Below are 13309 nucleotides of genomic sequence, written 5' to 3' on the forward strand. Positions count from 1 at the left end.
ATTTATCATCTCTCAGAAAAGCAAAAAGCCATGCTAAGCATGGCTTTTTAAACTTAGGCAAACTCACCAATTATTGCTTGGCATCTTCTGCTTTGTAATATTCCCGCACTGGTGTCATGTCAAAGTCTCTTGCCCATTTGATAATTTCATCCAGCGCTGGCGCGCCAATCTCGCCGACTTGTGCGTGTATGCCTGCGCGTTCACGTATCACGAGTAAGCCTGGAATCTGCTTCACCTCAAAATAATCTGAGATTTCAGGGTCGGTTTCGGTATTGACCATGCCAAACACGATATCAGGATTTTTTGCTGCCGCGGCCTCAAAGGTGGGCGTGAAGGCAACACAGGGGTCACACCAAGGCGCCCAGAAATCGACAATCACGAATGGGTTATTTTCGATGGTTTCTTTAAAGTTTGCTTTGGTCAGCGTAACGACTGCCATATGATCTCCAATCCGTTCAATTATATTTTTATCGCCAGCATTTTAGCAGAGGATGGCAGGCACGCTAACCGCTTTTGCTGCAATCGCGCAAAGTTTAAACAATGCTTTGGTCCCATTGCCCATTGAAAAACAGCTCATTGAGCGGTTTACGGCTACGCGCAGCAGTTTCACGCTCTTTGGTCTCACCTGTCAGACTTTCAACATCCGCCTGGTAGCCGACGGTGACCATGGCTAGAATCTGGTAGCGCTCAGGCACGTTGAAGGTCGCTCTGGCTTTGTCGGCATCAAAACCGCCCATCTGGTGCGCCATCAGGCCGAGGGCAGTGGCTTGCAGACACAGGTTTTCAGTAGCAGCGCCGGTATCGTATGGTGCCCATTTGTTGGGTTTGTCGTTATGGCTAAACAGGGTATCGGCACAAATCAGTAACAACACCGGTGCATTCACAGCCCAGCTCTGGTTGCCAGGCACCAGGCAGTCAAATGCTTCTTGCCAGGCTTGCAGGTTATCCGCCTTGTTGCAAACAACGTAGCGCCAGGGCTGATCGCCAAAGCAGGAAGGCGCCCAGCGGGCTGCTTCTAGCAGGCTGATGACTTGCTCTTGACTCACGCCTTGGCTGGCATCATAGGCGCGGCCACTCCAACGGTTGGCAATCAAATCGTGTATAGGCTGCTGGGTAATGGCTGGCTTTTGCATGGTGAAATCCTCACAGTTGTTTTTTCAATTGATAAAGTAACTCTAGCGCCTGCTTCGGTGTCAGGTCGTCAGGCTGTATGCGTTCCAATTCTGCGACCACCGGATGGGCAGGCGGTTCCTCGGGGGGCACGGCACTGGCAAACAAATCATTTTGCGGTGTCGCTGCAATGGTCTGGTTTTCGAGTTGTTGCAATTTGCGTTTAGCCAATTGCACCACCGATTTGGGAATGCCGGCCAGTTGCGCCACCTGTATACCATAGCTCATGGTCGCGGCGCCCTCTTCAACTTTATGCAAAAAGACGATGCCCTGACCATGCTCAACGGCGTCCAGATGGACGTTGGCGGCATGCTTGGCTTCATCGACAATGCGCGTCAGCTCAAAATAATGGGTGGCAAACAGAGTCAGTGACTTGTTTTTTTCGAGCAGTTGTTTGGCCACCGCCCAAGCCAGGCTCAAGCCATCAAAGGTACTGGTTCCGCGGCCGATTTCATCCAGTAATACCAGGCTGTTTGCGGTGGCATTATTCAGGATATTCGCCGTCTCCGTCATTTCGACCATAAACGTGGAGCGGCCACCTGCCAAATCGTCAGAGGCGCCGATACGGGTAAAAATACGGTCTATCTCACCAATCATTGCGCTTTGGGCAGGCACAAAACTGCCGCAGTAGGCCAGCAACACAATCAAGGCCGTTTGCCGCATAAAGGTAGATTTACCGCCCATGTTGGGGCCGGTGATCAGCAATAACTGCCGATAGGGATTGAGCACGACATCGTTGGCTACATAGGGCTGCGCGATACTCTCGACCACCGGATGCCGCCCACCCTGGATATCCAGGCCATTCTCTGCGCGGAATTGCGGCTGCACATAATTGAGCGACCGTGCGCGCTCGGCAAAACAGGCCAGCACATCTAAGGTCGCCACGGCGGTGGCAATCCGCTGCAACTGGGCGATGTGTGGCAGTAAAGCCTCTAACACCTGTTCATACAGCATTTTTTCACGTGCAAGCGCACGCTCATTGGCGCTCAACACTTTATCCTCAAACGCTTTTAACTCGGGCGTGATAAAGCGCTCTACATTTTTCAAGGTCTGGCGGCGACGATACTCCGCTGGCGCACTTTCTGCCTGTAAGCGGCTGATTTCAATGTAAAAACCATGCACGCTGTTGTATTCAACCTTGAGGTTAGTAATGCCAGTACGGGCTTTTTCAGCGGCCTCAAATTGCAACAGAAAATCGCCGTGGTCGGTCTGAATCGCCCGCAAGTCATCGAGCTCGGCATCGTACCCCGTCGCAATCACACCGCCCTCACGCAACACGGCAGACGGCTCAGCTTGAATCGCCTGTACCAATATCTGCAAAGCCTCGGCAGGTACCTGCAATTCGGCGATCAGACTCTGCAACAAGCCGGATTGTGTCCGCGGCAAGACGCTGACCAGCGCCGGCAGCTGCAACAAGCTATCGCGCAGACCAGACAAATCGCGCGGTCTGGCCGACTTGAGCGCCACGCGTGCAGTCATGCGCTCAATGTCGCCCACCGGATGCAAGGCTTGTTGCAACGCGCTATCCAAAAACTGTTCAAATAACTCGGCGACTGCCAGATGCCGCTGCTGTATGGTCTGCTGGTTACGCAAAGGATGATGCAACCAATGCCGCAACAAACGCGCACCCATGGCGGTTTGCGTCGAGTTCAGCAACGAATACAAAGTGGGAGAAGTCTCACCGCGTATGGTGGTATCGATTTCCAGATTGCGCCGGGTGGCCGCATCGAGTTGCAGGTAATGATGGCTCTGCTCGACACGCAAGCCGACAATATGCGGCAAGGCCGTGCGCTGCGTATGTTTCACATACTCCAGCAAGGCCCCCGCCGCCGTCACGGCCGCGGGCATCTCGCCACAACCAAACCCGGCCAGATCATGCGTATTGAATTGCTGGGTCAAACTGCGGTTGGCCGTTTCCAGGTCAAATTGCCAGGGGGCAAGCCGTTTTTTGGCGCAACGTGCATGCTGCAAGGCCTCAGCATTATGATCCTCAGCCATGACCAGCTCAGCCGGGTGGATGCGCTCCAGCTCCTGCGGCAAGTGTCCTGGTGCAATTTCAGTCAAAACAAACTCGCCTGAGGCCAGATTGAGCCGTGCTAACCCCAATATACCCTCGCCCCTGGCTACGCAGAGCAAAGTGTTATCGCGGGTTTCATCCAGCAAGGCCGCATCCGTCAGTGTGCCCGGCGTCAGGATGCGCGTCACTTCGCGCGCCACCGGCCCTTTTGAGGTCGCCGGATCGCCCACCTGCTCGCAAATGGCCACTGCCTCGCCCATCTTTGCCAGCTTGGCCAGATACTGCTCGGCCGCATGGTAAGGCAAGCCTGCCATTTTGATCGGCTCGCCATTGCTGGCACCACGGCGAGTTAAGGTAATCCCCAACAAACGGGCTGCCTTTTCTGCATCCTCAAAAAACAGTTCGTAAAAATCACCCATGCGGTAAAACAGCAGCATATCGGGATACTGTGCTTTAAGCGTCAGGTATTGACGCATCATGGGGGTGTGGTTTTCGAAGGACATGCGGATAAATCAGTGCGAGTATGGGTTGAGTGAATAAGTGTGTTTAGCCTTGGCATCTTACAACAAAAGGATGCAGGATGATCATGTGTCCGGCCAGCGAGCATGACGAATACAACCGTGATCAATAGATCTATAAAAAAGCCATTGTTTCAAGCGAGGAGAACAACCTTGATGCGAGTTGTCGTGCCAGAAAAAAACAAACCCGGATTCAACTCCGGGTTTGTGACAAGCCTGAACGCAATACAAAATTACAAAGTCGGCGTTTTAATCCGCTCGGTTAAATGCGGTGCAATCACCTGCAACATTTGGCTAAATACCTTAGGATTAGCAGCAACAATGTTTCCGGTACGCAACCAGCTCTCGTTGCCCTCAAAGTCACCGACGATCCCGCCAGCTTCCTGCACTAACAAAGCGCCGGCAGCAATATCCCAAGGGGAGAGATTAATCTCAAAGAAACCATCACTGTAACCCGCGGCAACGTAAGCCAGGTCGAGCGCAGCCGAACCAGGGCGGCGCAAGCCAGAGGTTTTTTTGGCCATGTCGCGGAAAATGTTGATGTAGGTTTCCAGATAGCTAAAATCTTTGAATGGGAAGCCGGTAGAGAGCAAGGCTTCTTGCAGTTTTGCGCGCTGGGTGACGCGGATACGACGATTATTCAGGAAGGCACCACTGCCCTTGGTGGCGGTAAACAAGTCGTTACGAACAGGGTCGTAAATAACGGCTTGCGTCAGCACGCCTTTTTCTTGCAAGGCAATCGAGATGCAATATGCCGGAAAGTTATGCAAAAAGTTAGTGGTGCCATCCAGCGGGTCAATGATCCAGATGCTATCGGACTCACTGTTGGATTTACCGCTCTCTTCCCCATAAAAGCCATGGGTGGGATACGCGTCCTTGAGCACGGCAATAATGGCTTGCTCGGCACCCCGGTCCACTTCACTGACGAAATCGTTAGTGTCTTTCTGCTCGATCTTGAGGGCGCCAATATCCATGGCGGCACGGTTAATGATTTTGCCAGCTTCACGCGCGGCGCGGATGGCGACATTCAGGGTTGGATGCATGCTGTGGGATTCTTGATTACACTGATAAAATGCTATTTTAGCTTTTTAAGCGCTGTGTCACAAACACAACGACCAAATATACGCATGTCTTCTACCTCTGAATCCCCCATTTTTAACAATATCCGCGTCGTGTTATGCCAAACCAGCCATCCTGGCAATATCGGTTCGACCGCGCGCGCCATGAAAACCATGGGCCTGAACCGGCTCTATTTGGTGCGTCCCAAGCACTTTCCCGATGGCGAAGCCAAGTCACTGGCCGTGAATGCAGGTGATGTGCTGGACCAGGCCGTGGTGACACAAACCCTGGAAGAAGCGCTGGCTGATTGCCAGTTTGTGATTGGCGTCAGCGGCAAAGAGCGCTCGTTGTCGCAACAGGTGATGACCGTGCGTGAAGCAGCACAGGAAGTCAAAACTGTCGCCAGCCATAGCGAGGTCGCGCTGGTGTTTGGCACCGAAATGAGCGGACTTAGCAACGCCGAAGCGGACCGCTGCCATGTGCTGGCTACGATTCCGGCCAATCCGGAATACACCTCACTCAATCTGGCGCAAGCCGTACAGGTGATGTGTTATGAAACCCGCATGGCCGTGACGACCGGTGAACTGCATTACCAGGAGAAACCGGTGGAACTGGCGACGCAGGAGGACCTGGAGCGTTTTTATGAGCACATGCGCGAAGTCCTGGAGCATATCGGCTATATCAATCCACGTGCACCGAAAAAACTGTTTGAGCGCTTGCGCCGCCTGTATGGCCGTACCCGGCTCGAGAAAGAAGAAGTGAACCTGTTGCGCGGGATTTTGACTCTCACGGTCAATCCCAAGAAACACAGCAAGTATTAGTGGCTGCGTTCACCACAAAGTATCAAGCAGAGCCGCAGATAATCAGGCACAAACAGATTGCTTTTTTATTGGCGGTGAATATTGTGGTCACCCATGCGTCGTCAAATCGCAGCCAACCCGATCTTCGCCCGCGCCTCATTGCATACGACCGACCCTGCTTCAAACTCGCGACAGGTGCTTGATCGCAAGGCATAAATACTGCACCCGACTGACTGCCCAACCTGCCCTTGCAACGCGACGCAACGAACCAGCTTGGTCTCGGTGCCCTGCATGCAGACATAAGTTTCATTGACTTTAGTCGTCATGGCGACCGGCACCGTCCCCAGTGGATGCGCGTCAGTCTCAGCCCAGTAAAACGAAACGCGGAAACTGGCACAACAGGCACCGCAGGATTGGCAATGATCTGACATTCAACACGAATTTCTAATAAACACGCTCACTATTTTAACGACTTTCCCTTCTTTCGCCACAACGCCCACACCAGGCAAAGAAAACAAAAACGTGTGTTTCATGGGTTTTCTCTGTAATGTTTTTGCCCTCTGTGGCTAACCATCCCTCCCAACCAACAACCCGGCAAGCGCAAGCCACGACTTGTGGCATAATGCGCGCATGTTCAAACATCTTAAAGAAGATATTTCGATTGTGTTTGACCGTGACCCGGCCGCACGGACACATTTCGAGATTCTGACCACCTACCCTGGCGTCCACGCGCTGATTTTGCATCGCTTCAGTCACTGGTTATGGAGCCACCGGCTCTATTGGCTGGGACGCGCGTTGTCGCATCTTGGCCGCTGGCTGACCGGCATCGAGATTCATCCCGGCGCCACCATTGGTCGGCGCGTGTTTATTGATCATGGCATGGGCGTGGTGATTGGCGAAACAGCGATTATTGGCGATGACTGCACGCTCTACCATGGCGTCACCTTGGGCGGCACCAGCTGGAACAAGGGCAAACGTCATCCAACACTGGAATCTGGCGTTGTGATAGGCGCAGGGGCTAAAGTGTTGGGGCCCATCACCGTCGGCAAGAACGCCAAAATCGGCTCCAATGCCGTGGTGGTCAAAGACGTCCCTGAAAACGCCACTGCGGTTGGGATTCCGGCGCGTATCCTCGAGGAGGAAAAAGCCAAGCAACGCCATGATGTCGCACAGAAAATGGGGTTCAACGCCTATGCGGTGGGCAACGATGAAAATGACCCGATGATCAAGGCGATCAACGGCTTGCTTGATCATGCACACAAGCAAGAAGCAGAAATTGCCGAGCTGAAGGCGCAAGTGGCCAGGCTTAATGATGTGGAAAACGACAGCAATGTCGGTGAGGCGTTTGCCAAAAAGCCGGAATAAAGGCAGCGAACAGGCCTTTCCAGCCTAACCTCGGGCCCGCATTGAGACCTTGATTAGATGGATAAAAACAGACTGAACTTTTACAGCATAATAATTGACTAAAACAGTAGGTTATTCTATAATTCAATACTGTTTTTAAAGGTCATCTCAAGATGCGATTAACTACCAAAGGTCGTTTTGCCGTTACCGCCATGTTGGATATCGCGCTCTATGAAGCGGATAAACCAGTGACATTGGCCGGCATCAGTGAGCGCCAAAGCATTTCATTATCTTACCTTGAACAGTTATTCAGTCGCCTGCGCAAACAAGGCCTGGTTTCCAGCGTGCGCGGGCCCGGCGGCGGTTACCGTATTGCCAAAGCGCATCATGAGATTTCCGTCTCTGACATTATCACTGCCGTAGATGAGCAAATTGACGCGACCCAATGTGGTGGCAACGAGAATTGCCATGAAGAAGGCCGCTGCATGACCCATGAGCTATGGGCTTCTTTAAACAGCAAAATTCTGGACTACCTGTCAGGCGTCACACTGGCCGACATGGTAGACATGCAACGCAACAAATCTACAGGCCAGGTGATTTTTGCCCCGCGAAAATGTGGCTCTGAAGCCAGCATTGCGGCTTAAGGCCGGGCATCAAGGCACACCAAGTCCATGACCACCGTATTCTTTGACCACAACAGCACCACCGCACTGAAACCGCAAGTGCTGGACGCCATGTTGCCGTGGCTGGGGCAAGCGTGTGGCAATCCGACCAGTCGTCATGTGTATGGGCGGAATGCGCGCGATGCCATGGAACTGGCCAGAGCACATATTGCCGAATGTGTGGGTGTGCAACCGTCGCAAGTGGTCTTTACCTCCGGTGGTACCGAAGCCAATAACTTTGCCATCAAGGGCATGGCAGCCAACTTGAGTGCCACGCAATTATTGATCAGTGCCATTGAACATCCCTGTGTCACCAAACCGGCTCAGTCGCTGGCTTGGCATGACTGGAAAGTGGCAACGCTACCGGTCACGGCCGAAGGCACGCTGGATCTGCAGCAAGCCGAACAAGCGCTGAACACACGCACAGGCTTGGTATCTTGCATGTTGGCAAATAACGAAACAGGTGCCTTACAGCCGGTCGCTGAATTGGCAACGCTGGCAAAAGCGCATGGCGCGCTGATCCATACCGATGCCGTACAAGCGTTTGGTAAGGTGCCTGTCGATTTTACGTCTTTGGGCGTGCATGCGATGACGCTTTCCAGCCATAAAATTGGTGGTCCGGTTGGCGTTGGTGCGCTGATTCTGGACAAACGGGTGGATATTGCGCCCTTGCTGCACGGCGGTGGGCAAGAAAAAGGCTTGCGTAGCGGCACCGAGAATGTCGCCGGTATTGTAGGCTTTGCCCGTGCCTGCCAGCTTGCCATGCAACCGCTGCAAAGCCGCAGCCAGGCGACCCACGACTTGCGGTCTCAGCTTGAAGCCGGATTGCAGCGTCTGGGTGCGGTGATCTTTGCGGCGAATGTACCACGCCTGCCCAATACGAGTTTTTTTGCCATCCCCAATATTGAGGGTGAGACCTTGGTCACCGCGCTGGATAAAGCCGGATTTGCTGTCGCCAGCGGCTCTGCATGCTCCAGTGACAGTACTGAGCCCAGTCATGTCCTGCTAGCCATGGGGATAGAACCTGACCTTGCGCGCGGTGCGGTACGCGTGAGTGTGAGCGACAGTAACACCGCCGAAGAAATCAGCGAATTTTTAGCCGCGTTGCAGAAAGAAGTGCAACGTCTCAAAGGGTTAAGTGCCATCGCGGCATAAGTATTTTATGGAAAGAGCATTGAAATATGTCTGAAAGAAAGCCGATCTATCTGGATTATTCTGCGACCACCCCTGTGGATCCTCGTGTTGCACAAAAGATGATCCCTTACCTGACCGAGGATTTTGGTAACCCGGCCTCGCGTAGCCATCCTTACGGCTGGACAGCCGAGCAGGCGGTTGAGCATGCACGTGAAGAAGTTGCCAAACTGGTGAATGCGGATCCACGCGAAATCGTCTGGACTTCAGGTGCGACCGAGTCCAACAACCTGGCGATTAAAGGCGCTGCGCATTTTTATGCTGCCAGCAAAGGCAAACACATCATTACCTCGGCCACCGAGCACAAAGCCGTGCTGGACACCGTGCGTGAACTGGAGCGCGAGGGCTATGAAGCCACGTATTTGCAACCAGAAGCCGACGGCCTGATTTCACTGGAAAAATTCAAGGCAGCCATTCGCCCTGACACCGTGCTGGCGTCCATCATGCTGGTGAATAACGAAATCGGCGTGATTCAGGATATCGAAGCGCTGGGCAATCTCTGCCGTGCCAATAACGTGATCTTTCATGTGGATGCCGCACAAGCCACTGGCAAAGTAACGATAGACCTGGAAAAACTGCCTGTGGATTTGATGAGCTTTTCTGCGCACAAAACCTATGGTCCTAAAGGGATTGGTGCCTTGTATGTCCGCCGTAAACCACGCATCCGCATTGAAGCGCAGATGCATGGCGGCGGTCACGAACGTGGCATGCGTTCCGGGACGCTGGCCACCCACCAAATCGTGGGCATGGGGGAAGCTTTTCGCATTGCCCATGAAGAAATGGCCAGCGAGAATGAGCGTATCCGTATGTTGCGTGACCGCCTACTCAACGGCTTGCTGCAAATTGAAGAGACTTACGTCAATGGCGACCTGGATCACCGCGTCCCCCACAATCTGAATGTGAGCTTCAACTTTGTAGAAGGTGAATCGCTGATTATGGCAATCAAGGATATCGCCGTCTCCTCCGGCTCTGCCTGTACCTCGGCCAGCCTGGAACCAAGCTATGTCTTGCGTGCCTTGGGCCGCTCTGACGAGTTGGCTCACAGTTCCATCCGTTTCAGCATTGGCCGCTTTACCACCGAAGCAGATGTGGATTACACGATAGATTTGTTGAAGAGCAAGATTGGAAAACTGCGTGAACTGTCCCCATTATGGGAGATGTTCAAGGATGGGATTGATTTGTCAAAAGTTGAATGGGCAGAGCATTAATGTGATCTTTCATCGCCTGGCGGCGTTGTCGACATGCTTGTTTAAATTAAACTAAACGGCGCATGCCTCCGCCTTGCCAGACAATGAAATCTGCAATTTTTATTCATGAAAGAATTATTTTTTAAATTAAAACATGAACATAATCTTTATGTGACGTTTTAATTGATAGGAGCAATCATATGGCTTACTCAGATAAAGTATTAGACCACTACGAAAATCCACGTAATGTGGGTTCTATGGACAAAAACGACCCGAATGTCGGCACCGGCATGGTCGGTGCGCCCGCTTGCGGCGACGTGATGAAATTGCAGATCAAGGTCAATGATGCGGGCGTGATTGAAGACGCCAAATTCAAGACCTATGGCTGTGGCTCTGCCATTGCTTCGAGCTCACTGGTGACAGAATGGCTCAAGGGCAAAACCCTGGATCAGGCGCAAGAGATCAAGAACTCTGCGATTGCGGAAGAGTTGGCGTTACCGCCAGTGAAAATTCACTGCTCGGTGCTGGCCGAAGATGCGATCAAATCCGCGATTGCCGATTTGAAATCCAAGCAAGGCGCGTAATATGGCGATTACCCTGACAGAAGCCGCGGCCCAACGTGTTGAAAAGTTTCTGGCTAACCGTGGCAAAGGCATAGGCTTGCGCCTCGGTGTCAAAACCACAGGGTGCTCGGGCATGGCTTACACGCTGGAGTTTGTGGATGATCTGCAGCCAGAGGATACGACGTTTGAAAGCCATGGCATAAAAGTGATTGTAGATCCTAAGAGTCTGGTCTACATCGATGGCACCGAGCTCGACTTTGCCAAAGAAGGCCTCAATGAAGGCTTTAAGTTCAACAACCCCAACGTCAAGGACGAATGTGGTTGTGGTGAGTCTTTTACGGTTTAATTGTTGCCGCAGATAACCTTCGTTTTCTGCGGCTGATGACTTTATGCAAAACCATTTCTCGCTGTTTCAGCTGCCAGCCCAATTTGAAATTGATCTGGCCACACTCGATGCGCACTACCGCAAACTACAAGCTGAAGTGCATCCTGACAAGTTTGTGAACGCCTCCCCTGCTGAACGCATGCAATCCATGCAGATGGCCACCTTGGCCAACGAGGCCTATCAAACCTTGAAGCAGCCGACTGCCCGTGCCCGTTATCTGCTGCAACTGCAGGGCATTGCTACCGATGAGGAACAGAATACCGCCATGCCCGCGGATTTTCTGATGTCACAAATGGAGTGGCGCGAGGCGATGGAAGACGCCAAGTTTGGCAAAGACATTCCAGCACTGGAACGCTTGCTGTCAGAAATGCATCTGGCGGCCAAAGACTTGCAGCAACAGGTGAAAACCGAGCTGGCTGATGCCCCGCAAGCGGCGGCGATGACCGTGCGTAAAATGCGTTTTATTGACAAAGTGACTGAGGATATCCACCAGATCATCGCCCAGTTGGAAGATTAGAATTTCATGGCCCTATTACAGATTTCAGAACCAGGTTTTTCCCCAGCCCCACACCAGCACAAACTGGCAGTGGGCATAGACCTGGGCACCACCAACTCGCTGGTGGCGACCGTGCGTAGCGGCATGAGCACCGTGTTGCACGATGAACACGGGCATGCCTTGTTGCCTTCTGTGGTACGTTACCTCGAAGAGGCTGTCGTCGTCGGCCATGAGGCGCAAGCGGCACAAAGCCAGGACCCGGTGAATACCATTGTTTCGGTCAAACGGTTTATGGGCCGGGCCTTGCACGACATCACCGACCGCGCACATATCCCCTACCATTTTGTCGAGAACGACAGCTCACACGGCATTCTGGAGCTGAAAACCCGTGCCGGCCTCAAAAGCCCGATTGAGATTTCTGCCGAGATTTTAAAGACACTGAAAGTGCGCGCTGAAAAGGCGCTGGGCGGTGAACTCACCGGTGCAGTCATTACCGTGCCCGCCTATTTTGATGATGCGCAACGCCAGGCGACCAAAGACGCGGCCCGACTGGCAGGCTTGCATGTCTTGCGCTTGCTCAATGAACCGACGGCCGCCGCCGTTGCCTACGGCCTGGATAACGCTGCGGAAGGCGTCTATGTGATTTATGACCTGGGCGGTGGCACATTTGATATTTCCATCCTGCGCTTGAGCAAAGGGGTGTTTGAAGTCCTGTCAACCAATGGCGACTCTGCCCTGGGCGGCGATGATTTTGACCACCGGATTTATTGCTGGGTGCTCGATCAGGTGCGTAGCAAAACGGCAGACTTCAAACCGTTAACCGAAGAAGACACGCGCCTGTTGCTGACCAAAGCGCGCCAGGCCAAAGAATGGCTGACCGATAACCATGAAGCCAATATTGTCTGCAAACTCAGTAATGGTGCATTGGTGGATGAAACACTGAGCGTGAGCCAGTTTGTTGCCCTGACTGAACATCTGGTCAATAAAACCCTGAGCCCTACCCGCAAAGCCATGCGCGATGCCGGGCTGGCCATCGATGAAATCAAGGGCGTGGTACTGGTTGGCGGCGCGACGCGCATGCCGCATATCCGTCATGCCGTACAAGCCTTTTTTCAGCAAGAACCCTTAACCAATCTGGACCCGGACAAAGTGGTGGCCCTGGGGGCTGCCATTCAAGCCAACATTCTGGCAGGCAACCGCAGTGGCGATGATTTATTGCTGCTGGATGTGACGCCGCTCTCCTTGGGACTGGAAACCATGGGCGGGCTGGTTGAAAAAGTCATTCCGCGCAACTCGACCTTGCCGATTGCACGTGCCCAGGATTTCACTACCTACAAAGACGGCCAAACGGCGATGGCGATCCATGTGGTACAAGGCGAGCGCGAGCTGGTCAGCGACTGCCGTTCACTGGCACGCTTTGAACTGCGTGGCATTCCGCCCATGGCGGCCGGGGCTGCCCGTATCCGCGTCACTTTTCAGATTGATGCCGATGGCCTGCTCTCGGTCTCCGCGCGCGAACAGACCAGTGGCGTCGAGTCAAATGTCACCGTCAAGCCATCTTATGGCCTCAACGAAGAACAAATCACCAGTATGCTCAAAGACTCGTTTGGCGCCGCCGAAGCAGACAAACAGGCACGCATGCTGCGTGAAGCGATAGTCGATGCCCAGCGCCTGATTGAAGCGATTGAAGCCGCCCTCGCAGAGAGTGGCGATACCTTGCTCGATACGGCGGAGCGCGCGCAGATAGAAGCGTCTATCCAGGCGTTACGTGCCCTGTGTAATGAACACGATAGCCAAGCCATCAAGCAAGCGACCGAAACCCTCAACCATGCCACCGAAACCTTTGCCGCCAGACGCATGGATGCGTCTGTCAAAAAAGCGCTGGCTGGTAAAAACCTGGATTCACTGGAACTCTGA

14 protein-coding genes are annotated in these 13309 nt (G+C 53.2%); 9 read left to right on the plus strand and 5 right to left on the minus strand.

What is annotated here, in order from left to right:
• Nucleotides 1-70: 70 nt before the first annotated feature.
• From GOC95_RS09370 to GOC95_RS09385, 4 genes are all read right to left on the minus strand, one after another.
• Nucleotides 71-439 (minus strand): thioredoxin family protein, encoded by a 369-nt coding sequence (locus GOC95_RS09370; protein WP_275356822.1) that lies wholly within the window; start codon nucleotides 437-439, stop codon nucleotides 71-73.
• Nucleotides 440-533: 94 nt separating this feature from the next.
• Entirely contained in the window at nucleotides 534-1133 is a 600-nt protein-coding gene (locus GOC95_RS09375) for a nitroreductase family protein (protein ID WP_275356823.1), read from the minus strand.
• Nucleotides 1134-1143: 10 nt separating this feature from the next.
• The gene (mutS, locus tag GOC95_RS09380; RefSeq protein WP_275356824.1) at nucleotides 1144-3690 is read right to left on the minus strand and encodes a DNA mismatch repair protein MutS; all 2547 of its coding nucleotides are present in this window, start codon (nucleotides 3688-3690) and stop codon (nucleotides 1144-1146) included.
• Nucleotides 3691-3938: 248 nt separating this feature from the next.
• Nucleotides 3939-4748 carry an inositol monophosphatase family protein gene (locus tag GOC95_RS09385; RefSeq protein WP_194747009.1) on the minus strand — a complete coding sequence of 270 codons (810 nt, stop codon included), beginning with the start codon at nucleotides 4746-4748 and terminating at the stop codon, nucleotides 3939-3941.
• Between the two features lie 84 nt (nucleotides 4749-4832).
• On the opposite strand from GOC95_RS09385, the gene GOC95_RS09390 reads away from it, so the two are divergent.
• Nucleotides 4833-5585 carry an RNA methyltransferase gene (locus GOC95_RS09390; protein ID WP_275356826.1) on the plus strand — a complete coding sequence of 251 codons (753 nt, stop codon included), beginning with the start codon at nucleotides 4833-4835 and terminating at the stop codon, nucleotides 5583-5585.
• A gap of 101 nt (nucleotides 5586-5686) precedes the next feature.
• Here GOC95_RS09390 and GOC95_RS09395 read toward each other — a convergent pair whose 3' ends face one another.
• The gene (locus tag GOC95_RS09395; protein WP_275356827.1) at nucleotides 5687-5995 is read right to left on the minus strand and encodes a YkgJ family cysteine cluster protein; all 309 of its coding nucleotides are present in this window, start codon (nucleotides 5993-5995) and stop codon (nucleotides 5687-5689) included.
• A gap of 199 nt (nucleotides 5996-6194) precedes the next feature.
• On the opposite strand from GOC95_RS09395, the gene cysE reads away from it, so the two are divergent.
• The 8 genes from cysE (at nucleotide 6195) to hscA (ending at nucleotide 13309) form a co-directional block, all read left to right on the plus strand.
• Entirely contained in the window at nucleotides 6195-6929 is a 735-nt protein-coding gene (gene cysE / locus GOC95_RS09400; protein ID WP_275356828.1) for a serine O-acetyltransferase, read from the plus strand.
• Nucleotides 6930-7081: 152 nt separating this feature from the next.
• Nucleotides 7082-7552 (plus strand): Fe-S cluster assembly transcriptional regulator IscR, encoded by a 471-nt coding sequence (iscR, locus tag GOC95_RS09405; RefSeq protein ID WP_194747013.1) that lies wholly within the window; start codon nucleotides 7082-7084, stop codon nucleotides 7550-7552.
• A 27-nt stretch (nucleotides 7553-7579) separates the two neighbouring features.
• Complete coding sequence (locus GOC95_RS09410) at nucleotides 7580-8725, plus strand: cysteine desulfurase family protein (RefSeq protein ID WP_275356829.1); 1146 nt, start codon at nucleotides 7580-7582, stop codon at nucleotides 8723-8725.
• A 26-nt stretch (nucleotides 8726-8751) separates the two neighbouring features.
• The gene (locus GOC95_RS09415; RefSeq protein ID WP_275356830.1) at nucleotides 8752-9969 is read left to right on the plus strand and encodes an IscS subfamily cysteine desulfurase; all 1218 of its coding nucleotides are present in this window, start codon (nucleotides 8752-8754) and stop codon (nucleotides 9967-9969) included.
• Nucleotides 9970-10148: 179 nt separating this feature from the next.
• Nucleotides 10149-10532, plus strand: coding sequence for a Fe-S cluster assembly scaffold IscU (iscU, locus tag GOC95_RS09420; protein WP_194747016.1), 384 nt, complete (start codon nucleotides 10149-10151; stop codon nucleotides 10530-10532).
• Between the two features lies 1 nt (nucleotide 10533).
• Nucleotides 10534-10857 (plus strand): iron-sulfur cluster assembly protein IscA, encoded by a 324-nt coding sequence (iscA, locus tag GOC95_RS09425; protein ID WP_194747017.1) that lies wholly within the window; start codon nucleotides 10534-10536, stop codon nucleotides 10855-10857.
• A 43-nt stretch (nucleotides 10858-10900) separates the two neighbouring features.
• Nucleotides 10901-11413 carry a Fe-S protein assembly co-chaperone HscB gene (hscB, locus tag GOC95_RS09430; RefSeq protein WP_275356831.1) on the plus strand — a complete coding sequence of 171 codons (513 nt, stop codon included), beginning with the start codon at nucleotides 10901-10903 and terminating at the stop codon, nucleotides 11411-11413.
• A gap of 6 nt (nucleotides 11414-11419) precedes the next feature.
• Nucleotides 11420-13309, plus strand: coding sequence for a Fe-S protein assembly chaperone HscA (hscA, locus tag GOC95_RS09435; RefSeq protein WP_275356832.1), 1890 nt, complete (start codon nucleotides 11420-11422; stop codon nucleotides 13307-13309).

The sequence above is a fragment of the Methylophilus sp. YYY-1 genome, assembly GCF_029132825.1.
Lineage (GTDB): Bacteria > Pseudomonadota > Gammaproteobacteria > Burkholderiales > Methylophilaceae > Methylophilus > Methylophilus glucosoxydans.